Origin of the sequence: Paenibacillus sp. JCM 10914, from assembly GCF_001315105.1 — a bacterium.
Classification (GTDB): domain Bacteria; phylum Bacillota; class Bacilli; order Paenibacillales; family Paenibacillaceae; genus Paenibacillus_AQ.
This window is the reverse complement of record NZ_BAZR01000001.1, coordinates 660496-685206: the sequence shown is the minus strand read 5'-3', so window position 1 is coordinate 685206 and position 24711 is coordinate 660496. Positions and strand designations below refer to the sequence as shown.

Below are 24711 nucleotides of genomic sequence, written 5' to 3'. Positions count from 1 at the left end.
CATGGCTTTCACCGATATTCTATTGGAACAGAAGCAAGCAGCGCTTGCTGATCTTAAAGCAACCAAGGAATTGTTTGCGTCGCGCAACTGGTTCCCCGGTACGAGCGGTAATCTGTCGGTCCGTGTAGGCGACTACACGCCTGAGGCGTTCTATTTCGCCGTCACCGCCAGCGGTAAAGATAAATCCGTGCATACCCCGGAAGATTATCTCTTCGTGGATCAGAACGGCGCTCCGTGCGAGTCAACGGCACTGAAGCCAAGCGCGGAGACGCTAATCCATTGCGAAATTTATCGCAAGACCGGCTGTGGCGCGATCTTCCATGTCCATACGATCGACAACAATCTTATCAGTGAGTATTATGGTGAACAGGGTTATGTCCATGCTCAAGGCATCGAATTGATCAAAGCCTTTAACATCTGGGAAGAGGATGCCTCGATCCGAATTCCAATCTTACCGAATTATGCCGATATTCCGAAGATTGCGGAGCTGGTTCCAGACGCACTCGACCCTGCCGTACCGGGTATACTGTTGCGTAATCATGGCATTTACGCTTGGGGAAAAAATGCTTTCGAAGCCAAAAAACACCTTGAAGCTTTCGAATTCATATTTGAATATTCCTACCGTCGCCTACTCTTGAACGCAGCCGGCTCCGCTCACGGATCTCTGTAAGAACCTGAATATAGCCTATACCTGTACGACTCTTTTTCGTCTCTTTTGGGTTTGGAACCATCCTTCCCCGCAGAGACGGCTTGTATGAGTCGAGAGTTATCCATATGAAAGGTGTGACGTTGTGCTTGAAAGTCTGGCCATTGGTACCGTGTTCGTCTTGTACGGGTTGGTGCTGTTTCTGTTTCCACCCAAATCCATAAGCAGTTTCTATGCTTACAAGACGACCTCTTCCACGAGAAATGAACGAACCTTTAAAGTGGCGAACGCTTATGTCAGTTTACTGCTTATGATCTTTGGCGTTATTCTGCTGCTTATCGCCAGAATCTCGGGAAGCTTTATGACGACGGGTGTCGTTACTATCGTTGTCTTTGTTCTCATTTACATCATGGTGGAGCAAAAATTAAAAAACATGTAGGCGACTTTTGTCGTCCTACATGTTTTTTTTGCATTAGAAACGCTTCTGCTGTGGGTCTTGCTCCATGATTGAGATACGCGGCTCCGATCCGGGATCGGAAAGCACAGGCGAAGCATAGGTATGCACCATGAACAGGCACGTTCCGACGAATAGAGCAATATACAGTAAATAGTACAAGTTTTTAACCACGTGGTTTCCCCCTACTCCTTCATTGATCAGTCACAGCTTGCACACTAGTCACAACGAGCGTTTCTTTGAACCTCTCATTAATTGGATGCCGCCGCCGATCAACAGTACCGCAACCACGACTGTCTTCAGATAGGATATAAGATAATTGAGGTGTATATCAGGGAACATCGTATCAATGTACGGCATGATCACACTAGTAAATACAAAATAGATGCCCAGCACGATCAATCCAAGCCCCAGCCAGCGCTGTTGATAACTTAACCCTTCGATGATCGGCACATCTCGCAGCGGCTCACGGCCGTACCGGCTTACCTGCTGTAAACCATCAAAGAATGCATAAAACCAAATCAGTGGAATCAGGAACAGGAACAACGACAGCTTCAACACGTCGAGCACGTAAATGCTGCCCAGAAACAGAACCATTAATTGCAGACCGCGCTTCTGCAGCCCTAGATACATCTGACCCGCTCCTGGGAACGCGGATAACAAAGTAGCAAACACTTTACTACGGCGCCCGCTTTCCCTTCCACTCTCCAGCTCATCGAACAGGGTCCGGTCCAGAAGAAGCTCGCCAGCCTGTTTGCGATGAACCAACTGTACCACGTCAAACATGCAATACAGCCAGATAATCGGCAGCAAACCGAGAAATAGCAAGAATACCGATTCATTGGTCAGACCGGTGAGGAACAACAAGATCGTCCCCAGACCGAAGAACGCAATCAGAAATGACAGTCCACGCTGCATCAAGCCCAGTTGGAAATGCCCCAGACCCGGAATGAAAGAGAGCAGAATCGTATAGAACCGTTCCTGTTCATCGCTTTTGTCATAGCGTACTTCGCGCGGGATACCGAATTCATCATGCACGTAGGACACCGGCTGATACCGGATCAAGGCGATCAACAAATCGAGCATGCTGATTCCCCAGATGAATAGGGCGCCTAGTATACCCAGTATGAACAGAGGTTCGCTACCTGCCATGATGGCGAGCAAAAAGCCGCCGAACAGACTTCCGAAGAATAAGGTGGGATATAATAACGCCCGTCCCTTCCTCCCCCAATAATAATGACCTAACCCCGGGAGAATATTTAGTAAAAAGGCAAGGCCTTTGTTGCGCTGCGGTTGCACTGGACATCTTCCTTTCTTCAACATCACTTCGCTTATTTTGACAGTAGCTGGTCGAGCCAGCCTGTTGTTTTTTGCATCAATTGTTCACTGTAGGAAGGAGCTTCCTTAACGGCTACTACTTGTTCAATTTCCGCTGGAAGAAGTCGATCAAACGCCCCGGTAAACATAAACAGCAGCGTTATGGAAGCCGCAATCGTATAATGGAACATTGGACGCTCATACCAACGCTTCGAACGCTGTGGACTGAGGGTCGTTACGTTACTTCGATAAGGCTGAATATCCTCATGCTCCACCAATTCTGCGGCAAATGTTTCGGGATCTTGCAGTTCGGGCAGTTCGTGATCCACCTCGGCCAGTACTTGCATGTAGAGCTCCAGCACATAATCATCGTGAAGCAATCGTTCTTCGAATTCCGATCTTTCCGCCGTGGTTCCCTCTCCGCGTATAAACATCTGAATCCGTTGCATCTCATCATGATGATCTCGATTCATCTCCACTCCTCCTCCTTCCATGAACTTCGAATCCACTGTCTGGCACGGTACAATTTCGATTCGACTGTCTTGATCGTAACGTTCAATTCAGCGGCAATCTGCTCATAATTTTTCTCTTCCAAGTAAAAGGCGGTTATGATCTCCCGGTGATTGTTCGGGAGTTGATCGATTCTTGCACGCAATGCTTCGCGGCGCTCCTTATGTATGAGCACAGCGACCACATCTTCGTCCCGGGAAGGGAGTTTATCCAGTACGTCTTGTTCTTCGCCAGGCTGCTGCTCAGGCGGCTTACGGGAAAGCTTCCTTTTCATATCAATAGCCTTATTCAAGGCGATACGCGTAATCCATGTCTTAAATCCTTCGGATCGGTACTGGGGGAGAGCTTTATATACTTGAATAAACACTTCCTGTGACGCATCTTCCGCTTCTTTGGCATCCCGCAGCACCGAGTACACCGTATGAAACACATGTTGACTATACGCGTTCACCAGTTCCCGGAAAGCTTCTTGCTCTCCTTGCAGGATGCGTGCGATTAACGTTTCTGCATCAATAACTCTCCCCTCCTTCCCCATATCATTAGACGCTCGTCCTTACGAATACCCCTGCACTTTTTCATAAAAAAATAAAAAAGAACGCCTCCCGACGCTCTTCATCCATATGATTTCGGTTCAAAGCATTCATTTTTACAATATCATCCCACTCAGGACGAACAAAATATTCATCACACAATATGTAAAACAATGACCAGGGAGAAGTCCTTGCGTTCCTATGACTAAAGCCACACCATCATACCGAAACATGTCTGCTACCTTCATGATACTCTGAGCCAGATAAGAGTTCAACTGATCATTAGGTCATTCTTTTCATCTAACGGTGTTATCTTGTCAAGCAAGAATGATCTCCCTTCAAGGTACTCCTGTATATAAGCGAGCGCATAGATCTGTTCAGCCTTCAGCCCTTCCGTTTCGTTCGGATTGGACGAATGATGGCTATAATTCTCCATCAATGTCATGATGAAAAAGTCCTCCAAGTACTGAACATGATTGTCATCCAATTGCAGCACACGCTCATACCCTTCCATCACTTTCAAGCGAAGGTTTGGGTTAAGCCCCATCATGACCGCCACCAAATCGTACAGATAGTAACCGTAACCGCATCGATCGAAATCGATCGGATAAGGACAATCATCTTGGAATACGATATTGCCAAGGTGTAGATCCGCATGAATGAGGCCGAATGATACTTCGTTTTCCTGTATGGTGGCAAGCTTGGCGATCACTTTGTCTGATGCTTGTTGATACATAGCCCATGCTTGATCGGATAAGAAGGTCCCAGCGTTTTTTTCTAATTTGTTAAGAGCAATCTTATAGCTGTTCTCATCCCATGTCGGCCTTCTAAAATCAGGTGGCTCCCTAAAGCCCGACGCCGCTTCATGAAGCTTACCAATCATTTCGCCTATATGATAAGCCTGATCCTCTGTAATTCTCCCTTTGGCATGCTCACCGTCCATCCAGCTCATCAATGTGACGTAAGGAGCTTGGAATCCCTCCTCCGTATCGGTCTGCTGTACTTGGGAGCCATCCCGTGCAGTGATTCCTCTTGGTACATGTAGACCCTTGGTCACAAGGAAGTCCAGAAATTGAAGCTCGGAGTCAATCTCTTCCTTACTTCGTTGATCTGAATGAATTCGCAGTAGATACATTTTCCCGCTGGATGTTTTGATTTGATATGTGACGGTATCTGATAAGCCGATAAATTCGATGTGCTGCCATTCCAGGTCATATCGGTCAAGTGCGGATGAAGCGATTCTCTTAGCTCTACTAAGCAAGTCATGTCTTTGTGTTTCCGTTTCAAATCGAAATAAATCCATCATCTTATCCCCTGCCATCTGCATGAATATCATGGTCATTATACGGGGCAAACGGACTCACATCCTATATAATAATTGAATTGAGTTAAATTTTATACATCATGAAAATGTGCCACATAGCCTCACCTGCGAGGTAGAAACCACCCGATACAACACGAAAAAAAGTCACATCAGAATCATCATCTAATGTGACTTTGCATTACTTATTTTTGGTATAAACGATTTTCTTAATGGAATCGCAAGATAAACAGAACTGGGCAGACAACTGATCAATCGTCGAACCCGAGGCGAACTTTTGCCGGATGTCGGCGTTTCTCTGCTTCAAGTAGACCCGGCTGCCGGAGTTTTCTCCCCATTTCTTGCGCAACCCTTCAGGCTTCGGGATGTACACCATCCCGCCCTGTACATATTTCTGAACTTCCTTCAGTAGTTCTTCCGGAAGAACAATATCCGCGTTTATATATTTCATGGTCGCTCTGCTCCTTAAAATGAAAGTAAGGTTTTAAGGATGCAAAGTCCATTAGATAAACGTCCTCTGTCATTGAGGAAAATTAGGCGGTACCCTTGCTATCGCTCCATGCAAACAACCGCCGTTGTTTATCGTATAGACCTTGCATAGAGCTCTTCGTCAATCTTCCCTTGATCATGCCGTTCCCCCCTTTCCTACGAAATACTGTTCCGACTGATTATCAACATTATAACGGATATCCAATATGAAGTACATTTATACAGACCGTCATGAAAGTTGCGCAGCATGTCCTATCAGACTGCAACAGTGACAAAGGATTGTCTAAGTTCCTCAACAGTTTGAACGAAGATGGTTGGCTTGCATGCGCTAAGCTCGTCTTCCGAACCATATCCATACCCGACGGCGATGGAATCCATCTTGCAGTTATGAGCCCCAATCAGATCATGCTTGCGATCGCCGACCATGACGCATTGGGACGGATCAAGCTGATACGTATCGAGAACATGTTGAATGACGTCCGTTTTGTCCGATCTCGATCCATCTAATTCGCTGCCGCATACCATCGTGAAATACGATTCCAGCTCAAAATGCTCCAGAATACGCTGTGCGAATACCATAGGCTTGGACGTTGCCACATATAGCAGCTTGCCCTGGGATTTTAGAAGATCGAGAACTTCACGTATCCCCGCATACACTTCATTCTCGAATAAACCCGTCTCTTTAAAATATTCCCGGTAGCTCTGGACCGCATGCCAGGCCTTCTCTTCATTGAATTCATAGATCTCAGCGAAGGTAACCTGCAGCGGCGGCCCGATAAAGCATTCCAGCTTGGACAGATCCTCTTCCACGATGCCGTGCTTGCCCAGTGCGTATTGTACGGACTTGGTAATGCCCTCGCGCGGGTCTGTTAACGTTCCGTCCAAATCCAACAAAATGTGCTGGTAATTCATCCGATTTCTCCCCCAATCGTGAAACGTTTGCCTAATGCTATAGCAATTCCCGAAGTTCCAGTAGCTCCTGAACGATATAGGTCGGCTTACAGTCGTTCAATGACTGGTCCAAACGGTTGTACAAACAAAAATCAATCCCTGCCCGCTTGGCTCCGACGTAATCATCGGTCAACGAATCGCCCACATACAGCACCTCTTCCGGCTCTGCATCGAGCTCCTTAAGGGCCATCTGAAAAATGAGGGGATCGGGCTTCCAGCATGCCACTTCATCGGAAATAACCAATGTATCGAAGTAGGAGGACAAGCCGCCGGCGGCCAGTCGCTTGCGCTGGGCCTCTCCGATCCCGTTCGAGATCACGCCAAGGGCGTGGCGACCGTGCAGTTCCTTCAAGAGTTGATCTGCCCCCGGCTCCATGTGGTTGGAGCAGCAGAAAAGCTGCCAGTACGTTTCCGTGATGTCCCGGCTCTGGTTAAAATCCCGCTTCAATTGCACGAACGTATCGGTAAAAGAATGCTCCAGCACCTCCCGAATGCTGTGCTTACGCTCATTTCTATTCATCCAGTACGCAAAGTTGATCGGACCGAACGTCTCCCAAAATTCATCCCACGTCATCTCCTCGTGCAGACGGTACTGTTCCAGCGCCTGCTGCATACAAGTCCGTTCACTTAACGTGTAATCCAGTAAAGTATTGTCCAAATCGAAAATAATGGCTTTGTAAGTCACGGCCGTTCCCCTCGCATCCGACCTCATGGTCTTTTGGTACTATAATACAACAAAATGACGGTGCAAGGATAACCTGAGCACCGCCATACCATATTTATATTACACGAGTCGACTTATCGATAACGAAAAAGCACGTCCAAATTGGACGTGCTTTCCTTCTATCTTCCCATGTTCCTAAATTTTTGCGTATAAGCTTTCGCATCTGCCGCGGTACGCACGCGATTGCGGCTCCATTCGAGCAAGATGCGGTCGATGTAACGAAAATGCAGTTTTCCCGCGAATACGGCTTCCTTCAATGCAAGCAGGATCAGCTCATCAAGGTATTTGTCCGCATCAACCAGCCGGATATCGTCTCCAGCTCCATCGGGGACAGCGGTCTGCCAAATTCCTTCTCGAAGATCGTGAACAGATTTCGCTCTTCTTTAACAGATGTCGATGAATGAGCTGGTTTGGAAGACTTGCTGTGAGCAAGCGCCTGCTTGATTTCACCGGGTGCAGACGATTCACTGCTAATTCCGGTAGCCACACATCCGCCAAGTTTCGCATACAGTCCACTAAGATTGTAGCGCTCATAACTAATCCCTTGCACTTCATCCACATGCTCATCGATACCGAGCAGTCCGAGCTTGATCAGCTTCTGCAAAGTCATCGCGATGCCTTCAGCTGAGTTGCCCGTCACGTGCTGAAGCTCTTCGAGCGAGGGAAAGTCCTTGCGCTCAACCTGCTGGAAGCCTAACAGATGCACGAGCAGCATGCATTCGCTGCTATCCAAATTTAAGGATCGATAGTGCCGCAACAGTGTATAGGGAACAACGGCCATCCCTTGACTCATCCCTGCTGCTGCACCGGATTCCCAATCCGCCATGCCAGGGCTTACGGAATTATGGTCCATATTGGACTCGCCTCTTCTCACAGCTTAAGGATACAAGCGGTACAGGGTACGTGGGAACGGAATCGTCTCGCGCACATGATCCAGTCCGCAGATCCAAGCCACCGTGCGTTCCAGGCCCAGACCGAAGCCCGAATGAGGAACCGTGCCGTATTTACGCAGATCCATATACCACTGATACGTTTCCAGTGACAAGTTATGTTCTTTGAATCGCTCTTCAAGCAGCTGCGGATCGTCAATCCGCTGAGAGCCGCCGATGATCTCGCCATATCCTTCAGGTGCAATCATATCCGCGCACAGTACGACTTCTGGACGATTCGGGTCCGGTTTCATGTAGAATGACTTAATGCCTGCCGGATAATGGGTAATAAAAACCGGCTTGTCGTACTTCTCGGCGATTGCCGTTTCGTGTGGTGCACCGAAATCTTCTCCCCATGGTATATCGAAATCCTGTGTATGCAGGAAATCAATCGCCTCATCATACGTAATCCGTGGGAATGGCGCTTGAATCGCTTCCAGTTTGGAAATATCGCGGCCAATCGTCTCAAGCTCCTGACGGCAGTTCTTAACGACGGACTGAACCACATGACTAATGAACTGCTCCTGTACCTGAAGGCTCTCCTCGTGGTCCGTGAAGGCCATCTCAGGCTCAATCATCCAGAACTCGATCAGATGGCGCCGCGTCTTGGACTTCTCCGCACGGAATGTCGGTCCGAACGAATATACTTTACCGAGTGCCATCGCCGCGGCTTCCAAATACAGCTGTCCGCTTTGCGTCAGATAGGCATCCTCGTCGAAATACTTCGTGTGGAACAAATTCGTGGTTCCTTCTGCAGAAGTCGGCGTGAGGATCGGCGGATCGACTAACGTGAATCCGTTCGTATCAAAGTATTCTTGCACGGCTCGAATAATTTCGGCACGGATAACCATGATCGCGCGCTGCTTCTGGGTGCGCAGCCACAGATGGCGATGGTCCATCAAATAATCAACACCATGTTCCTTCGGTGTAATTGGATAGTTCTCGGTCAGGTGGATGATCTCAATGCCGGTTACGGTCATCTCAAATCCTGATTGACTGCGTGGTTCCTCACGAATGACGCCAGTTACATAGAGCGAGCTTTCTTGCGTCAAGCTCTTCGCGTCTTCCCATACTTGCTCCGCAACTTCGCTTTTGACAACTACGCCTTGAATATAGCCCGATCCGTCTCGAAGCTGCAAGAATTGAATCTTGCCGCTGGAACGCTTGTTATTGATCCAAGCGCCGATCGTTACCGTCTCACCGACGTGCTGGCTTACTTGGCGAATCACACTTTTGGTGGCCATGCTTAAATCTCTCCCTTTATCACTGCTATTTAACGACTAGAAGCTTGTACGATTCGATGCGTATCACGTGCGATAACCAATTCCTCATTCGTCGGAATGATTAGCACTTCTACCTTGGAATTGCTTGTAGAAATACGGCGTGGTTCGCCGGAACGAATCTGGTTCAGCTCCTCATCCAATTCTACTCCGAGATAGGTAAGCTGCTCAAGTACTCTTTGTCTGAGCACGACTGAATTTTCGCCTACGCCTGCTGTGAATACGATCACGTCAACACCGTTCATTGCTGCCGCGTATGCACCGATGTATTTGCGAACACGATATTCATACATCTCAAATGCCAAGGTTGAGCTCGCGTCTCCCTTCTGCATGCCCTCCGTAATCTCACGCATATCACTGCTGATACCCGAAATGGCAAGCAATCCGCTGTGCTTGTTCAGCATAGAGTTCACTTCGTTAACCGTCAGCTCTTCTTTGTTCATAACAAAAGGAACGATCGCGGGGTCCAGATCGCCGCTGCGAGTCCCCATCATAAGACCTTCCAGCGGCGTCATACCCATGGAGGTGTCAACGGATTTCCCGCCTTGAACAGCCGTCAGGGAAGCGCCGTTACCGATATGGCACGTGATGATCTTAAGCTCGTCCAGCGGGCGGTTTAGAAACTCGGCAGCAGCCTGGCTTACGAAGGCGTGTGATGTACCGTGGGCACCGTAACGACGGACTTTATACTTACTATAGAGAACCCTTGGAATGGCGTATAAATATGATTTTTCCGGCATCGTTTGATGAAACGCCGTATCAAATACAACGACCTGTGGCACGTCCGGCATATTCGTCTCCGTGGCCTTAATTCCCATCATGGAGGCTGGATTGTGGAGAGGTGCCAGATCAAACAGGCGACGAATTTCTGCCTTGGCATCACTGTCAACCAGTGCCGATTCTTTGAATGACTCTCCTCCGTGCACGACTCGGTGTCCTACCGCATCGATGCTGGCAACCGAATCAATCACACCATGCTCCTCGTTGGTCAGCACGCCGAGCACTTTGCGAATCGCCGTTGTGTGTTCCAGGATTTCGCTGACCTCGGTTACTTCCTGTTTACCCGTCGGTTTGTGTGTCAGGATGGAGGAATCCATACCGATACGTTCAACCAAGCCTTTAGCTAGAACAGATTCATCGGTCATATCGTATAGCTGATATTTCAACGAAGAACTACCTGCATTAATGACTAGAATATTCATAGACGATCACCGTCCTTATCGTATTTAAAGAAGCCTTCTCCTGTCTTCACGCCAAGCTGACCTGCACGTACCAGCTTCTTCAAGACGATGGAGGGACGGTATTTCAATTCGCCATACTCACGGAACATACGCTCAAGTGCAGCCAGAATCGAATCCAATCCGAAACGATCCGCCATCTCCAGCGGTCCATGCTGGAAGTTGTATCCGATCCGCATCGCATCGTCAATATCCTCGGCGGATGCAACACCCTCTTGCAGCAGATGCATCGCTTCATTGATCAACAATGTGATCATGCGGGTCGTCACGAAACCTGGAGATTCATACACCATGATCCCTTTTTTGTCAGAGACCTCTTCCACGAAACGCTTCGTTTCCGAGAATGTTTGATCCGATGTCTTCAATCCACGAATGATCTCGACCAGGTCCACCTTGGATACCGGATGAATAAAGTGCATGCCAATAACACGCTCGGGATATTTGGTGGAACTTGCAAGCTCCGTCAAACTCAGCGTGGAGGTGTTGCTGGCCAAAATAACGTTACTGGCACAGACTTGATCAAGCTGTTCGAATATTTCCTTCTTCGCATCCAGGTCTTCTATAATCGTCTCAATCACCATATCGCATGCGCTAAGCTCGGCGAAATGAGTGGCTTTTTGGATTCGGTTCAGTATGAGTTTCTTCTCGGCTTGGGTAATTCCCCACTTCTCCAGCTGTTTATCGAGACTGGCCTCGATCATTCGGTATGAATAGTCCAATTTCTCAGGTGTTTTCTCTACGAGCAGCACATCGAGCCCTTTGGCAGCAAGCATCTCTGCGATTCCTTGCCCCATAGTCCCGCCGCCGACAACGCCGATAGTTTTGAAGTACATTGTTTCTACTCCACCCTTTCCTTATCTCTATACTATATAGTACCCTGTTTGTCGAAAAATACATTTAAAGAGCACAAGGTATAATCATATCTTAGCACGGGAAAAAAGTAAAAAAAAATAACCAGCATAACAATTTATGCTGGTAAAAGCGTGTTTTCACGAAATTGACAACGAAATTGTTCTCCCGAGAGAATTTCTTCTTTCATCAAGATATCAAGAGAGTTGTCAAAGATGGGCCGATGTTGTTCCAGCATTGTTTGGGTCCGATTCATCAGCTCTTCCAAAATCATATTGTTCTCTCTCATTAATTCCTCAGTTGTGACCATATTCATATTAATAATCCCTAATGAAGTCAAGCCTGATTTCATCATGGTCTCCACGATATTAAGCGATTGTTCAAAATCATTGCTGGAGCCTGTGCTTCGCCCACCATAATACATCTCCTCGGCGGCTGCGCCTCCAAGCGCAATCATAATCTGCTCCTCCAGGAAGGATTTGGTGTACAGATACTGCTCTTGCTGAGGATTATGACGGACATATCCTAGCGCTTTGCCTCTCGGACTAAGAGCTACCTGCTTCACGCTGCCCGGTCGAACAATCTCCGCCATAATCGCGTGACCCAATTCATGAATGGCAACTCGCTTCTTCTCCTCATGATTCGATTCCCGATCAGAGCGCTCGCCCATCATGACCTTATCGATCGCCATGGATAGATGACGCTGATGAATAAACTGCTCGTCCTCACGCATCGTATATATTGCCGCTTCGTTCATCACGCTCTCGAGCTGTGCTCCGGAGAAGCCATAAGCTTCCTCCGCGATTTTCTCTAAGTCTACATCCTCGTGCAGCGGTTTATTGCTAGCGTGAAGATTCAAGATATGCGAACGCCCTTTCTTGTCTGGCAGATCAACCTGAATATGGCGATCAAACCGCCCAGGACGAAGCAGCGCGCTATCGAGCATCTCCTTACGGTTGGTAGCAGCGATCACGAGAATTCGCGGCGTATCTTGTGAATAAATCCCATCCATCTCGGTCAAAAGCTGATTGAGAGTCTGATCATACTCACGCTGTTGACCCCCTTCGCGCTTTCCACCGATGACATCGATTTCATCAATAAAAATAATGGCACTCTGTTTGTTTTCTTTGGTAGCTCGGTTTCGTGCATCCTTGAACAAATCCCGGATTCGTCCAGCACCAACACCTACATACATCTCGACAAATTCACTGCCCGCTGCACCGACAAACACCGAGTCGGTATAATGGGCCGCTGCCTTCGCCATCAAAGTCTTACCGGTTCCCGGAGGCCCGGTCAGGAGAATCCCCTTCAGTGGACGTATGCCGAACTTCTTTATGTCTTCGTGACGAATCAGAAAGTCCAGCGCCTCGCGCAGTTCCTGCTTGGCGTTGTCCTGGCCGCCAATTTCTTCAAAGGTCAATTTAGCCGGACCGCTCTTCTTACGCTTTCGTTCATTGCCAGCACCGACAGCGATGCCGCCCTTCATCTTGGCTACAAACAGTAAAGCTCCTACCAGAACCGTCGCAATTAACAGAGGCACGATATTCACGCCTACGAATACGAGAAACACGAGCAATACCGGTATAAAACCGATCATCATTTCTTTAGCCAACTTAGGCATGATTCCACACCTCCATTTTGCCAGGCTGACGCGGCAGGATGATGAACTTGCCAGACTTGCCATCAGAGAGACTTACATAAACGTTTGTATCATCAATTGTCGCTCTTGCTGTAAGATTCGAAGACTCTCCAGCCAACTGCTCAAGAGAGGACTGAATATTGGTGTATCGTTTCGTATCCATGGCCTCAGCAACAGACAACATCGCTTGCTCCCACCATAGGTCAAGCGCTTCAGATGAATGATCCTCAACCACAAACTTTAATTCTCGTTGACCAATGACAGCCTTGCCTTCCTCTTTAATATGCTGGACGAGACCTTGCAAATTCGTATTAGGTTCCAAATCAAGTTTCAAAGTGACGGTATCCTGTTTAATATCTATATGAGAACTCTTAACACCTTCGTATTGTGAGACAACGTTAGCTAGCGGATTCTGTAAGACCATGTGCCGGTAAATAAACCATCCGCCAAAGAGGACCGAGGCTGAAATAACGACTGTCAGCACGATAGGTACAATGCGTAGTTTCATGAAGTTCCTCCTTAAGATTGTATGCTATATTTACTTACATCACATTATCTGCAATATCATGCTATCATCGGCGATTTATTTATTTGCTCAAACAGTACAGTTACGAGTATATCATATTTTATATACTTTTTCATGCCTACGTGTGAAAATATTGCGAACACACTTTCCAATCCTTACCTGAATCCGTTTACTGAATGATAGGTACGAAAAAGAGGGCGTCTCAAAAGATCGCAGATCTTCCGAGACGCCCCTTTGCTGTTCGATACACAAAATGACGGCGCAGGGATTACGTCCCTTAGCGCCGTCATTTGTTAATTTCTGGAGACAGCCCCTTCTATTCACTACGAATGAGGCAGAATGATATCATCGCCGATGGCATTGCCGTCCTCAAACCGATAGAAGCGGTAGCCAAGCTGACCATTATGTCCATAATGCAATTGCCATGCATAGTCACCTTCATACATACCAGGCAACAAGCGCTTAATCGTCGCTCCTGGCAGCTCCTGATGAATCTGATCACGAATCTGGGCCTCTGACTTGCCGCTGCTCATCTTTACTTGCGCGACGGCATCTTCACCCGGAACAGGTAAATCTTCCTCGGTAAACTTCACCCACACCATAATCTCTTCCTGATTCTGATCCGTGCCCGAGATGACCCAATACTTATTGTCCTCGCCCCACACCGATTTATAGGTTTTGGCTGTTGTTACCAGGTCACCGTGCTGCTTGGAGGCTTGAATGGCAAGACGTTCCTCGTTCCAGATGCCGCTCATCACATACGAATAGTATAGCTGTGCGGCCAACAGCACCAACAATACACCCGACACACTAAGCAATATCCATTTGGTTCTCTTTTTCAAACCTTTCTACCTCCCACCCCGCAAAATTCCCTATAGTTGAAAGACGCTCGAAAGCACGCTGTGCTTCTCTGCGAATACGTTCCTCGTCCAATGTCAAACTTAACCCGTTCTTCACGACCTGCTTGCCATCTACCATACATGTTCTACATCCTTGGCAGACGCCGAATATATAGCATGCGAAATATAATCGGTACGCGGCAAGAAGTGTGCCTGGTCCGTATTCAATGCGATCATATCCGCCTTCATTCCTACGCAAGCTTGCCGATCTGGTCGAGGAAGATTGATTTTGCGCCGTACTCGGTTCCCATGCGCAACGCTTCCGAAGCCGGAATCGCAGTCGGATCTCCGCTCACTCCTTTATGAATCAAGGCAGCCAGTCTCATCTCTTCGAACATATCGAGGTTATTGTTACTCGCTGGCCCATCCGTTCCAAGTGATACCGTCACGCCGGCCTTAAGCAAATCAGGCACGCGCGCGATGCCACTAGCCAGTTTCAGGTTGCTGCCAGGATTATGGGAAACGGCAACTTGATGCCTAGCCAAGACTTCAATTTCTTCATCGGTCAGATGAACCGCGTGCGCAAGCAGCGTCGGCCTGCTAAATACGCCGAGTTTCTCCAGATGGGCGACGGGACGCAGCCCGTAGTCCTCTACATTTTGAGCAACCTCGGTCGTAGTTTCCGACATATGGGTATGAATCGGCAAATCTAAATCATGTGCAGCCTGTACGAACTTCTCGATAAAATCCGGCGGACACGTGTAAGGGGCATGCGGCGATATCATGGTGGTGATCCGGCCGCCCGCTTGTCCATGCCAGTCTTTTGCGAAAGCGATCGCGTCGGATAATTTCTGCATCTGCTCCTGAGCCGAACACAACCCGATCACCCCGCGAGTCAGAACCCCTCGCATGCCGGAATCCTGCACGACTTTAGCGACTTGATCCATATGATCGTACATATCGACAAAAGTCGTCGTGCCGCCTTTGATCATTTCCACTACGGACAGCGAGGCACCCCAATACACATCGTCTGCCGTGAATTTAGCCTCCATCGGCCACATTTTTTCTTGGAGCCAGACCTGCAGAGCCAGATCGTCGCCATACCCGCGCAACAAAGACATAGCAGCATGACCGTGCGTATTGACGAGTCCTGGCATGAAGAACAGATGAGTACCATCTATCGTATCGGCATCTTCCATCGATTCCGGCGCCTTCTCTCCCAGATATGTAATTCGGTCGTCCTCAACGACCATATAACCTTTCAAGACCGATCTGCCTTCCTCTAGAACAGCGAAGGTGCCGTTCTTAACGATCCATTTCTTCGTCATGCGCTGTATCCTCCTTGCCGTTATCCAAATAATAAGCCAAGCTCTGCAAATCCGTCGTGAAGTCCGCCGTATGAATGCGGATATGAGACGGTGCTTTCAGAATCGTTGGCGCGAAATTCAAAATGGCCTCGATGCCGGCCGAGATCAATTGATCCGCGACATGTTGTGCTTCAAAATCAGGTACGGTAATAATGCCGATCCGGATACCGTTCGCCTGAACGGTATCCACCAGTTCCTGCATCGGCTGTACGGTCAAGTTGTTGATCTTCTTGCCGACCTTCGGTGCGTAGGAATCAAAAATCGCCACGATCTTCATATTGTCCTTCAAAAACGCGTTGTAGTTAGACAAGGCATGTCCCAAGTTTCCTGCACCGACTAGCGCGACATTAATCTGTTGGTCCAGCTTGAGGATTTGTCGTATTTTCTCAATTAGATAGGAAACATCATAACCAATACCTTTACGTCCGAAATCACCAAAATACGCCAGGTCCTTACGAATCTGCGCAGGATTCAGATCAAGCTTCTGCCCGAGCTCCTGGGAGGACACCGTGGCGACCTCCCTCTTGCGAAGCTCATTCAAATAACGCAAATAGACAGGCAGTCTGCGGACCACAGCTTCCGAGATTTTTTCCGATTTCATGCATGCTCCCCCTAATCATAGGATATTTCACTTTATTTCAATGTTGCCCATCCGCTTGCAGCCATTCCGTTACCCGTGGCACAATTGCAGCTGTCGGCATATGCTCCATCTTCGGTCCAGGCAAGGAATACAAGAAATACTTGCCATAATAAGACTCAATGACCCGGGTATCATATACAATTACAATACCCTTATCTTGGGCTGTCCGCACCAAACGCCCAAAACCTTGTTTAAAGCGAATGACGGCTTGGGGAACTGACAGTTTCATAAAAGGGTTTTTCTTCTGCTGCTGCAGCAGCTCGCTCTTGGCCTCCACCAGTGGATGATTCGGCGGCTGGAACGGAAGTCTGACAATCGCCAGACAGGTTAAGGCGTCTCCGGGAATATCGACACCTTCCCAGAAGGAGCTTGTACCCAGCAGTACCGATGCACTGCTGTCCTGGAAGCGGCGAATCAGCTTGGTCCGGCTCGTGCCGTCCATTCCCTGCCCAAGCACGGCAATATCGCTATTGGATAGAGCTTCCTTCAGCGGTTCATGAACTTGTCTAAGCATGCGATAGGAAGTAAATAATACCAACATTCGGCCCTGAGTTGCGACGGCGGTATCCGCTAAAGATTGCACCAGCGTGTTCACGAAGAGCGCATCACCTACCGATCCTTTAACGCTCGGGAAATCACGAGGCACGACCAGCAGTGCTTGATCCCTGTAGTTGAAAGGGGACGGGAGCTGTGCTGTATGAAGATTACCAGCTTCGGCCGCCTCAGCCAAACCGAGGTTATCAATCATGAATTGGAACGATTTATCGACTGACAAAGTCGCGGACGTCAGGATGACACTGCGCTTCTTATCAAAAAACAGCTCTTTCAGATGCGAACTGACATCGACAGGGACCGCATAAAGCTGCAGCGATTTACTGCGGAAATTCCCGCTTGCTTCCATCCAGTACACCGTACCTTCGTCGTTCAAGGCCATAAAGGAACGCAGGTCTTCTCGATGCGCAGCCAGATCCTTGAATAATCCGGACAAATCCGTTATCAGACTATCGGCGCTATAATCGTCCAAGTCTTCCTTGATCTCTGCAATCAGCTTATCTCCCTTACGAACGACATCGCCAAGGGTGACATGAATCTGATGCTCGAGGTCCGTCAGCGCTTCCCAGCCTTTCGGTTTTTTTGAAGGAGATAGACGCAGCGAGAACTGGCCTGCATCCCCAGGCGAAGCATCGCCACGCTCAGGTAATAATCCGAATAACTGATCGCTCAGCCGATCCCATAGTTCCTTGACCGTAATCAAATCGGGGTAAATTTGATCAAGTACTGCTGCCCAATCAGCTGATTTCTCGTGCGGTGATACCTGCAGCAGCTGATGCAAGGCAGGGAGCTGCCCGTTCCGGCTATCCTTAAACATCCTCGTTAAGGTATGAACCACGGTGAAATACTTCATCTGCAGCCCCAGATGCTTGCCAGCCACATCTTCAAGATGATGTGCTTCATCGATAACGAGCCGCTCATAACTCGGCAGTAATTGGTGATTGGCTTTCACATCGGTAAACAGTTTCGAATGGTTCGTAATGACCACATCGGCTATTCCGGCTTCATGCTTCGCCCGGTGGTAGAAGCACTTTCTAAACCATGGGCATGCCCGGCCCAGACAAGAATCGGAATCGCTCGATATCGTCTCCCAGAAGTCGCCACCGCGTCCGCCCAGATTCAATTCTTCATCATCGCCGGTTTCTGTCTGAGTCAGCCAGACGAGCATTTGGGCTGCCGTAATGACATCTTCCTTCGGAGCTTGGAAATCTCTTCTGTTTATTTTATGTTCAAATTTTCTCAAACACAAATAGTGGCCTCTACCTTTAAATATAGCCGCCTTGAATGGAAACGGCACGACCTGGGTCAAGAGCGGGATATCGCGCTCTCGAAGCTGCTCTTGAAGGTTAATGGTATGCGTGCTCACCATGACCTTCTCCCCCTGCTTCACGCTCTGGTAAATGGAAGGCAGCAAATAGCCGAGCGATTTACCCGTGCCCGTGCCGGCTTCAATGAGTAAATGCTTATCCTCGTCCAATGCCTGCATGACTTCCTGAAACATAATATCCTGAGCATCCCGGCTCTCGTAATGGCTTAAAGTATTCTTCAGCCCTTCACGCACTTGATCCATATATTCTTCAAAACTGACTTGCGCCAGCGGATTATCGTCGGCTTCATCTCTTGGCGGAGCAATCTCAGTCCAGTCTTCAACAGACAGCGCAAACTGACGGTAATACGTGTGCGTATCCCCGTCTTGGACAGCTTGAAACTCCCGCTCTGCGCGAATCCCGTCGAAGAACCAAGCGAGGTCGCTATCCTCATCCGCGAACAGATCACTGAGGCGCTGAACAGTCAAGAGTGGCAGCTCGTCGATCTCCTCCAGGCATTTCAGCAGTGCATAAGCTGTAGCAAGTGCATCACTGTCCGCTTGATGCGGACGGTCATGCGCAAGGCCGAAATGGGAAGATACCATACCGAGCTGGTATGAAGGCAGCGAAGGAAAGCATATTTTTAAAAAGTGCATCGTGTCTAAAATGCGGCCTGCAAAAGGCAGGTACCCGCATCGATCCAACGCATTTTGCAAAAAGTTAAAATCAAATGCCACGTTGTGCCCAATGAGTACAACATCATCCAGCATGGGTACTAGCTCCATCATCATATCCTCTAGTGACGGTGCATCCGCAACATCACGATCACTAATCCCGGTCAGACCGGTAATAAATGGAGGAATAGGAATCCCGGGATTGACATAAGTGCCGTACACGCGGGAAATACTTCGATCTTCTTCGATGATGGCCAATCCAACCTGTATAATTTCATCAGCGGACTGGTTGCCCGTGGTTTCAAAATCCAATACGGCAAATTTCATCTTCTTAAAATCCCTTTCTTCCAGACTAATTAACAGCATACCAGAAGTTTCGTTATTTGAACATCCGCCTCGTCCTTTGTCCATCTGCAGTAGTCACAAACGAAGCGATGCCAAAGCCTCTTCTCGGAGAACTTCGGCATCGCTTCGTTTGAGCAGCGTATCACTACAGCAATGAAATCAATTGACTTCCATACTGAAGCTCTCCGCCATTTTGCTGACAGACCTTTAAATTCACGATGGGGTCAGGAAGAGTCGGATCGCAGTGAACGGCTAACGTGAAGACCTCAACCGCCTGTTCCGGACGTCCGTTCAACACTTCAATACATCCAAGTGCATTGTAAATCATTGCCCGAAGCTGTTTGTTGTCAGCCAGTGGCAAGATGGTCAATAACACTTCGGACGCTGCAGAGGTGTTCCCCTGGTACAGATGCGACATCGCGATGTACAACTTGATAAGCAGACTCTCGGGATATACAGCTGCCGCTGCTTCAAACTGCGATATAGCAGGCTGAAACATCAGCAGCTTGTAATATCCCTGCCCTCTTACGAAGGCATCAAGCTGTAATTCAGGCGCTTCAGTCGGTGGAAAAGCTGGAGCCGAAACAGCATGTTCACGGAAAACGGCCATTTTTTCTTCGAAATGCAGCCATTCCTCCATGATACTGTCACTCATGCTTTTCAGCATGTTCCAGTTTTGTACAAGCGCCTGTTTTTGCTGACCTTGGGCAGAAGGGTAATGCTTCACAATTTCATCTAACATGTTGTTCATTTCAGCGAATACATGTTGAAACATAGCGTGCATCCCACCCTTAGCGAGAAAATGAAATCAGTGCGTCCACCTGACTTCATTTTCTGTAGAAAGTGGTGTTTTCATCCCCGGGCAGTTCCGACACTTTTTGGCTCTTACAGCACGGCTGCATGAACCTCTTTGTACTCCGTTGTTACCGGTTTATTCAACTCATCGACGATCACGACCGTCGGCGTATGCTGTTCATATTCTTCCTTGGACATCATGGCATAAGAAATAATAATGACATTGTCTCCCGGCTGCACCAAACGGGCGGCTGCACCGTTCAGACAAATCACGCCGCTGCCTCGGCTGCCTTTGATGACGTACGTCTCAAGACGAGCTCCGTTATTATTGTTTACGATTTGAACTTTTTCATTCTCAAGCAGGTCGGCGGCTTCCATCAAATCTTCATCAATCGTAATGCTGCCCACATAATTCAGGTTCGCTTCGGTTACGGTTGCTCGGTGTATTTTGGATTTCATCATCGTTCTAAACATGAGAGTCCCCTACCTTTTGTAGTTGGAGTAACGCATTGTCGATCAGACGAGTGCGACCGAACTTTACCGCGAGCGCCATAATCAGGCTATCGCCTTCAACAATACGATGTGCAGCTTCGAGCGGAGTCAGCTCTGGAAAATGCAGCAGTTCCACATAATCAATTTCAGCCAAAGGCGAGCTTGTAATCTGCTCTTGCAACAACGCTCGAATCTCGGTTGCTGTTGTTAGCTGTCCTTGCAGAACTGCGCTCTGAGCCGCTCTTAACGAGGCGGATAAGACAAGCGCTTGCTGCCGCTCTTCTGGCGACAGATAGACGTTACGTGAACTGAGCGCAAGCCCGTCAGCTTCGCGAATAATTGGACATGGCACAATCTTAACATCCATGTTCAAGTCTCTTACCATCTGTTCGATGACGGCTACCTGCTGGGCATCTTTCATACCGAAGAAAGCATAATCCGGCTTAACGATATGAAACAGCTTGGATACGACCGTGGTTACGCCGTCGAAATGTCCTGGGCGCGAAGCACCGCACAACAGCGTTGTTATATCCGACACCGAGATTTTGGTTTTGGTTGGCGTAGGATACATCTCCGAAACGCTTGGCATAAACACAATATCCACGCCTTCGGCCTCAGCCAATGCCAAATCATGTGCTTCGTTGCGCGGATAAGTCTCATAATCTTCGCCAGGACCGAATTGGATCGGGTTGACAAAGATACTCACGACCACAACATCCGTCTGCTTGCGCGCCTCACGCATCAGGCTTGCATGTCCTTCGTGTAAATATCCCATCGTTGGTACTAGGCCCACCTTGTTATTGTGGTTGCTTTGAGCATTTCTCATCTCCGTTCTGATCTCGGAGATGGTACGAATAACTTTCATCAGGTTGCGTTCACCTTCTCCTTACCACCGTAAAGTGCGGCTTCGATTGCTGCTTTTTGGTCTGACTTGAATACGTGCTCTTCGGCCGGGAAGGATCGCTCCTTTACCTCTTTCACGTACTGCGAAATACCGTTTCGTATGATCGTGCCAACATCGGCATAGGTCTTGACGAATCGTTTGTCTCGATAAGGTGAGGCATATTTCAAAATATCGTGATACACCAACACCTGACCGTCGCAATGACGCCCCGCACCGATACCGATGGTCGGTATCGTTAGCGCTTTGGAGATTTCGGCAGCCGCTTCTTCCGTAACGAGTTCCAGTACAACGGCAAAAGCTCCTGCCGCCTCCAGCGCTTTAGCGTCCTCCATCAGACGCTGTGCGTCCTTTACATCCTTGCCTTGAATTCGATAACCACCGATTTGGTTCACCGATTGCGGTGTTAAGCCAATATGGCCCAGTACCGGTACGCCGGATTGCACGATCCGCTTTACCGTATCTGCAATTTCTGCGCCGCCTTCCAATTTTACCGCATGGGCATGACCTTCCTGCATGAGTCTGCGCACCCCGCGCAGCGTCTCGTCTATGCCGCCGTGATAAGTCATAAACGGCATATCGGCTACGATGAAAGTGCTCTCCGCTCCGCGAGCTACCGAACGGGTGTGGTACACCATATCATCCAGCGTAACCGGTATGGTAGAAGTGTAGCCCAATACGACGTTACCGAGCGAATCGCCCACCAGAATCATATCCATCCCCGCTTCTTCGGCCAATTTGGCGGATGGATAATCGTAAGCGGTTAACATCGTGAGCGGTTCGCCGCTTTGCTTCATATTTTTCATTTTGACAATGTTCAATGGTTGTTTCCCTGCCATGGTGACACAGCCTCCCTGTTTAAATGAATTAAACACAATAAAAAAACTTTTTAGCACAATCTTGCTAAAAAGTCCGAAAGGCAAAGAAGAGTCACTCGCGATCGTCCCTTCTGTCTCGGTCCTTTCGGCTCAGAGCAGAATCCAACGTAACCGACATAACAGTTATGAAGGTGTTCTTTAATCCTCAAACTCAAGATAGAAACCATCGAGTGCAGTTCACGTAATGGGATACCGCCTCTAATGATAGTATAACAAAGTTCAGCTTTTTTCACCATGCTTGATTCAACTAAGACCCGAGAATAATATCTCCTGAATATACAGGGATAACCTCGCCATCTGGATGGCGAACAAGCAGCGCACCGTCGTGATTCAGGCCAGTCGCTATCCCGGATGTCACGTCCCGAGAAGTGCGAACCTCAACTTCACGGCCAACCGTACCGGATAACGCTTCCCACAGCGCCGCGATTGGAGCCAACCCTTGTTCGTTATATAACTCATATAGTTGTTCCATCTCGGCCATGATGGTTTGGATCAAGATCGTACGATCGACGGTCTGGCCACCTGCTAAACGCACCGAAGTAGCCACCGAACGAATATTTTCCGGGAAATCCGTTTCTTTCAAGTTAGCGCTAATTCCAATGCCTGCAATACAATATCGTACTCGCTCGTCTTCCGTGGCGGATTCAAGTAAGATCCCGCATACTTTCTTACCCTGATACAGAATATCGTTCGGCCATTTGATGTCAGTCTTCACGTTACAGCATGTCATAATTGCGCGGCAGACAGCTACCCCGGTTAACAGCGTCAGTTGCTGCGTGAGATGCAGCGGCTGCTTCGGCTTAAGTATCAGACTCATCCAGATCCCTTTGCCGCGCGGCGAATGAAATTTACGTCCCATTCTGCCTCGGCCGCTGGTCTGTTCTTCAGCAATCACCAGTGTGCCTCCATCTGCCCCTTCTTCCGCAAGACGACGCGCATCTTCTTGAGTTGAAGTGGTAGTATTCATCACGTGGATTACTTGACCGAAGGTGCGGCTCTTCATTCCGTCGAGCAAATACTGTGGCTGCAGCTTGTCCGGCTGGTCCACCAGACGATAGCCAAGCCGCGGAAGCGCTTCGAATTCATAGCCAGCTGCTCTGAGTTTATTGATCTGTTTCCATACCGCCGATCGGCTGATCGATAACCTGCGACTAATCTCTTCACCCGAAAGATATTGGCCCGATTGTTCGTGAAACATCTCCAGTAATGTTATGTCCTGTTCAGGTTCCTTCATAATCTCTTAACACCCGCTTTGCCTCTTCAATCAACGATTCACGATCGTTGTTCATTTTGCCTGTTGCTACCTTATGAAGCAGCTGATTGAGCAGTGTCCCAAGCCATGGTCCACCGCGCATGCTCATTGCATGCAGTAGCTCGCTGCCGGTTATACTTAGGTCTTTCAAGCTTCGCACAGGCATCTCGTGCAGCCATCGTTCCATCAGCTGCAATTGTTCCTTACTAACTGTATGGGCACCGGCCGCCATAAGCGACCGCTGCATGATCAGCCAGCGCTCGGCAGCTTCGTCCCCATACGTCAATACGCTTTGAATCCAGCCCAACTGATCGTTGTCGACTTCTGCGCCCGGTGCATCGGTGAGGCTCTTTTCCTGAAATACCAACAGATCGAGAATAGCTGCGCGCTGTTTGTTAGAGAATGTCCAGGCCCTGAGTAAGGGATTCGCTGCTTCAGCCGTTATACCGCATGCCAATAATACGAGTGCCCACCGAACGGAGACGTGCTGATCGGGAACACACGGAATTGCATCCATGATCCGTTGATCATGCCCCGTGTAGGGAAACGGGCTCTTCATTCTGGCATACAAGCCACTGCGAATAAACATCTCGAAGCCGGCAAGTGGAGAAGGGCCTGTTATAATCTTGTCAAATTCGCTGCGAATCCGTTCCATAGCAATCCAAGAGAACGTGTCCCGCTCCGCGATGATTCCTCTCCACGTATTATGGGCGATGCTGAAACCGAATACCGAGGCGAATCGTATGCAGCGGACCATGCGCAGTGCGTCTTCCCGAAATCGAACGCGCGCTTGCCCGACACAACGGATAATGGATTGATCGATGTCCCGTCGTCCGTTGAAAGGATCAACCCATGTGCCGTCAAGACCTCGAGCCATTGCGTTCATCGTGAAGTCACGTCTGGTCAAATCTTGGTTCACATCGCTGACAAAAGCAACCTCGGTCGGATGACGATGGTCTTCGTACCCGCTCTCTACGCGATACGTCGTTACCTCGAACGCCTGCCCGTTCATCAGAACGGTGACGGTTCCATGCTTGATTCCCGTCGGAACCACTCTCTGGAATAATGCACACGTCTTTTCAGGCCGGGCTGAAGTCGTGATATCCATATCGTGAACCGGTCTTCTCATATACTCGTCGCGAACACAACCTCCAACCCAGTAGGCTTCATAGCCTGCCTGAAGGAGCCTACCAATCACGTTTGCGCTTTGGATGGCCATCTCCGGATCCGCATAGTGCCACTGTATAACTCGATTGTCTGTCATTG

The 24711-nt window shown here is 48.8% G+C and carries 24 protein-coding genes and 2 pseudogenes; 2 read left to right on the top strand and 24 right to left on the bottom strand.

Annotated features, from left to right (window positions below; genetic code table 11):
* Window position 1: 1 nt before the first annotated feature.
* Both JCM10914_RS03255 and JCM10914_RS03250 read left to right on the top strand, forming a co-directional pair.
* The gene (locus JCM10914_RS03255; protein WP_023957351.1) at window positions 2–670 is read left to right on the top strand and encodes a methylthioribulose 1-phosphate dehydratase; all 669 of its coding nucleotides are present in this window, start codon (window positions 2–4) and stop codon (window positions 668–670) included.
* Window positions 671–791: 121 nt separating this feature from the next.
* Window positions 792–1085 carry an SdpI family protein gene (locus JCM10914_RS03250; protein WP_023957348.1) on the top strand — a complete coding sequence of 98 codons (294 nt, stop codon included), beginning with the start codon at window positions 792–794 and terminating at the stop codon, window positions 1083–1085.
* A 33-nt stretch (window positions 1086–1118) separates the two neighbouring features.
* Here the strand turns inward: JCM10914_RS03250 and JCM10914_RS29165 are convergent, their stop codons facing one another.
* The 24 genes and pseudogenes from JCM10914_RS29165 to JCM10914_RS03135 form a co-directional block, all read right to left on the bottom strand.
* Window positions 1119–1274 carry a hypothetical protein gene (locus tag JCM10914_RS29165; protein ID WP_023957346.1) on the bottom strand — a complete coding sequence of 52 codons (156 nt, stop codon included), beginning with the start codon at window positions 1272–1274 and terminating at the stop codon, window positions 1119–1121.
* A gap of 48 nt (window positions 1275–1322) precedes the next feature.
* Window positions 1323–2399, bottom strand: coding sequence for a hypothetical protein (locus JCM10914_RS03245; protein WP_023957344.1), 1077 nt, complete (start codon window positions 2397–2399; stop codon window positions 1323–1325).
* Between the two features lie 32 nt (window positions 2400–2431).
* Complete coding sequence (locus JCM10914_RS03240) at window positions 2432–2890, bottom strand: hypothetical protein (protein ID WP_023957342.1); 459 nt, start codon at window positions 2888–2890, stop codon at window positions 2432–2434.
* Window positions 2887–3462: an RNA polymerase sigma factor gene (locus JCM10914_RS03235; protein ID WP_023957341.1), complete on the bottom strand. Its 576-nt coding sequence runs from the start codon at window positions 3460–3462 to the stop codon at window positions 2887–2889. Before JCM10914_RS03235 ends, JCM10914_RS03240 begins: the two co-directional genes overlap by 4 nt.
* A gap of 266 nt (window positions 3463–3728) precedes the next feature.
* Window positions 3729–4763 (bottom strand): phosphotransferase enzyme family protein, encoded by a 1035-nt coding sequence (locus JCM10914_RS03230; protein WP_036716907.1) that lies wholly within the window; start codon window positions 4761–4763, stop codon window positions 3729–3731.
* Between the two features lie 196 nt (window positions 4764–4959).
* On the bottom strand, window positions 4960–5229 hold the full coding sequence (locus JCM10914_RS03225; RefSeq protein WP_023957336.1) for a CD3324 family protein: 270 nt from the start codon (window positions 5227–5229) through the stop codon (window positions 4960–4962).
* Between the two features lie 293 nt (window positions 5230–5522).
* Window positions 5523–6179: an HAD family hydrolase gene (locus JCM10914_RS03220; protein ID WP_023957334.1), complete on the bottom strand. Its 657-nt coding sequence runs from the start codon at window positions 6177–6179 to the stop codon at window positions 5523–5525.
* Window positions 6180–6216: 37 nt separating this feature from the next.
* Window positions 6217–6903 (bottom strand): HAD family hydrolase, encoded by a 687-nt coding sequence (locus JCM10914_RS03215; RefSeq protein ID WP_023957332.1) that lies wholly within the window; start codon window positions 6901–6903, stop codon window positions 6217–6219.
* A gap of 158 nt (window positions 6904–7061) precedes the next feature.
* Window positions 7062–7795: pseudogene (locus tag JCM10914_RS03210) on the bottom strand (DnaD domain-containing protein).
* A 24-nt stretch (window positions 7796–7819) separates the two neighbouring features.
* Window positions 7820–9115 (bottom strand): asparagine--tRNA ligase, encoded by a 1296-nt coding sequence (gene asnS, locus JCM10914_RS03205; RefSeq protein ID WP_023957327.1) that lies wholly within the window; start codon window positions 9113–9115, stop codon window positions 7820–7822.
* Between the two features lie 29 nt (window positions 9116–9144).
* Window positions 9145–10353: an acetate/propionate family kinase gene (locus tag JCM10914_RS03200; protein ID WP_023957325.1), complete on the bottom strand. Its 1209-nt coding sequence runs from the start codon at window positions 10351–10353 to the stop codon at window positions 9145–9147.
* Window positions 10350–11222 (bottom strand): 3-hydroxyacyl-CoA dehydrogenase family protein, encoded by an 873-nt coding sequence (locus tag JCM10914_RS03195; RefSeq protein WP_023957323.1) that lies wholly within the window; start codon window positions 11220–11222, stop codon window positions 10350–10352. Before JCM10914_RS03195 ends, JCM10914_RS03200 begins: the two co-directional genes overlap by 4 nt.
* Before the next feature lie 134 nt (window positions 11223–11356).
* Entirely contained in the window at window positions 11357–12859 is a 1503-nt protein-coding gene (locus JCM10914_RS03190; protein ID WP_023957321.1) for an AAA family ATPase, read from the bottom strand.
* Window positions 12852–13385: a hypothetical protein gene (locus JCM10914_RS03185; RefSeq protein WP_023957319.1), complete on the bottom strand. Its 534-nt coding sequence runs from the start codon at window positions 13383–13385 to the stop codon at window positions 12852–12854. The genes JCM10914_RS03190 and JCM10914_RS03185 overlap by 8 nt, the downstream gene beginning before the upstream one ends.
* 341 nt (window positions 13386–13726) lie before the next feature.
* Window positions 13727–14245, bottom strand: a complete 519-nt coding sequence (locus JCM10914_RS03180) for a DUF5590 domain-containing protein (protein WP_036716823.1) — start codon at window positions 14243–14245, stop codon at window positions 13727–13729.
* 40 nt (window positions 14246–14285) lie between these two features.
* Window positions 14286–15570: pseudogene (locus tag JCM10914_RS03175) on the bottom strand (amidohydrolase); the annotation flags it as partial.
* Complete coding sequence (locus tag JCM10914_RS03170) at window positions 15548–16210, bottom strand: redox-sensing transcriptional repressor Rex (protein WP_023957309.1); 663 nt, start codon at window positions 16208–16210, stop codon at window positions 15548–15550. The gene JCM10914_RS03170 and the pseudogene JCM10914_RS03175, both read right to left, overlap by 23 nt.
* Before the next feature lie 37 nt (window positions 16211–16247).
* The gene (gene dinG, locus JCM10914_RS03165; RefSeq protein WP_036716906.1) at window positions 16248–19109 is read right to left on the bottom strand and encodes an ATP-dependent DNA helicase DinG; all 2862 of its coding nucleotides are present in this window, start codon (window positions 19107–19109) and stop codon (window positions 16248–16250) included.
* A 163-nt stretch (window positions 19110–19272) separates the two neighbouring features.
* Window positions 19273–19902: a tetratricopeptide repeat protein gene (locus tag JCM10914_RS03160; RefSeq protein ID WP_023957305.1), complete on the bottom strand. Its 630-nt coding sequence runs from the start codon at window positions 19900–19902 to the stop codon at window positions 19273–19275.
* Window positions 19903–20012: 110 nt separating this feature from the next.
* Complete coding sequence (gene panD / locus JCM10914_RS03155; RefSeq protein WP_023957302.1) at window positions 20013–20396, bottom strand: aspartate 1-decarboxylase; 384 nt, start codon at window positions 20394–20396, stop codon at window positions 20013–20015.
* Entirely contained in the window at window positions 20389–21279 is an 891-nt protein-coding gene (panC, locus tag JCM10914_RS03150) for a pantoate--beta-alanine ligase (RefSeq protein ID WP_023957300.1), read from the bottom strand. The genes panD and panC overlap by 8 nt, the downstream gene beginning before the upstream one ends.
* Window positions 21279–22154 (bottom strand): 3-methyl-2-oxobutanoate hydroxymethyltransferase, encoded by an 876-nt coding sequence (panB, locus tag JCM10914_RS03145; protein WP_023957298.1) that lies wholly within the window; start codon window positions 22152–22154, stop codon window positions 21279–21281. The genes panC and panB overlap by 1 nt, the downstream gene beginning before the upstream one ends.
* A gap of 286 nt (window positions 22155–22440) precedes the next feature.
* Window positions 22441–23427: a biotin--[acetyl-CoA-carboxylase] ligase gene (locus tag JCM10914_RS03140; RefSeq protein ID WP_023957296.1), complete on the bottom strand. Its 987-nt coding sequence runs from the start codon at window positions 23425–23427 to the stop codon at window positions 22441–22443.
* Window positions 23414–24709, bottom strand: coding sequence for a CCA tRNA nucleotidyltransferase (locus JCM10914_RS03135; protein WP_023957294.1), 1296 nt, complete (start codon window positions 24707–24709; stop codon window positions 23414–23416). Before JCM10914_RS03135 ends, JCM10914_RS03140 begins: the two co-directional genes overlap by 14 nt.
* Window positions 24710–24711 lie beyond the last annotated feature (2 nt).

Excerpts from the sequence above, each read along its gene's own strand:
- JCM10914_RS03225 (WP_023957336.1), bottom strand. The coding sequence starts at position 5,229 with ATGAAATATATAAACGCGGATATTGTTCTTCCGGAAGAACTACTGAAG.
- JCM10914_RS03160 (WP_023957305.1), bottom strand. The coding sequence starts at position 19,902 with ATGTTTCAACATGTATTCGCTGAAATGAACAACATGTTAGATGAAATT.
- panB (WP_023957298.1), bottom strand. The coding sequence starts at position 22,154 with ATGGCAGGGAAACAACCATTGAACATTGTCAAAATGAAAAATATGAAG.
- dinG (WP_036716906.1), bottom strand. The coding sequence starts at position 19,109 with ATGAAATTTGCCGTATTGGATTTTGAAACCACGGGCAACCAGTCCGCT.
- JCM10914_RS03200 (WP_023957325.1), bottom strand. The coding sequence starts at position 10,353 with ATGAATATTCTAGTCATTAATGCAGGTAGTTCTTCGTTGAAATATCAG.
- JCM10914_RS03230 (WP_036716907.1), bottom strand. The coding sequence starts at position 4,763 with ATGATGGATTTATTTCGATTTGAAACGGAAACACAAAGACATGACTTG.
- asnS (WP_023957327.1), bottom strand. The coding sequence starts at position 9,115 with ATGGCCACCAAAAGTGTGATTCGCCAAGTAAGCCAGCACGTCGGTGAG.
- JCM10914_RS03255 (WP_023957351.1), top strand. The coding sequence starts at position 2 with ATGGCTTTCACCGATATTCTATTGGAACAGAAGCAAGCAGCGCTTGCT.
- JCM10914_RS03135 (WP_023957294.1), bottom strand. The coding sequence starts at position 24,709 with ATGACAGACAATCGAGTTATACAGTGGCACTATGCGGATCCGGAGATG.
- JCM10914_RS03240 (WP_023957342.1), bottom strand. The coding sequence starts at position 2,890 with ATGAATCGAGATCATCATGATGAGATGCAACGGATTCAGATGTTTATA.
- JCM10914_RS03220 (WP_023957334.1), bottom strand. The coding sequence starts at position 6,179 with ATGAATTACCAGCACATTTTGTTGGATTTGGACGGAACGTTAACAGAC.
- panD (WP_023957302.1), bottom strand. The coding sequence starts at position 20,396 with ATGTTTAGAACGATGATGAAATCCAAAATACACCGAGCAACCGTAACC.
- JCM10914_RS03140 (WP_023957296.1), bottom strand. The coding sequence starts at position 23,427 with ATGAAGGAACCTGAACAGGACATAACATTACTGGAGATGTTTCACGAA.
- JCM10914_RS03195 (WP_023957323.1), bottom strand. The coding sequence starts at position 11,222 with ATGTACTTCAAAACTATCGGCGTTGTCGGCGGCGGGACTATGGGGCAA.
- JCM10914_RS03170 (WP_023957309.1), bottom strand. The coding sequence starts at position 16,210 with ATGAAATCGGAAAAAATCTCGGAAGCTGTGGTCCGCAGACTGCCTGTC.
- JCM10914_RS03235 (WP_023957341.1), bottom strand. The coding sequence starts at position 3,462 with ATGGGGAAGGAGGGGAGAGTTATTGATGCAGAAACGTTAATCGCACGC.
- JCM10914_RS03190 (WP_023957321.1), bottom strand. The coding sequence starts at position 12,859 with ATGCCTAAGTTGGCTAAAGAAATGATGATCGGTTTTATACCGGTATTG.
- panC (WP_023957300.1), bottom strand. The coding sequence starts at position 21,279 with ATGAAAGTTATTCGTACCATCTCCGAGATCAGAACGGAGATGAGAAAT.
- JCM10914_RS03185 (WP_023957319.1), bottom strand. The coding sequence starts at position 13,385 with ATGAAACTACGCATTGTACCTATCGTGCTGACAGTCGTTATTTCAGCC.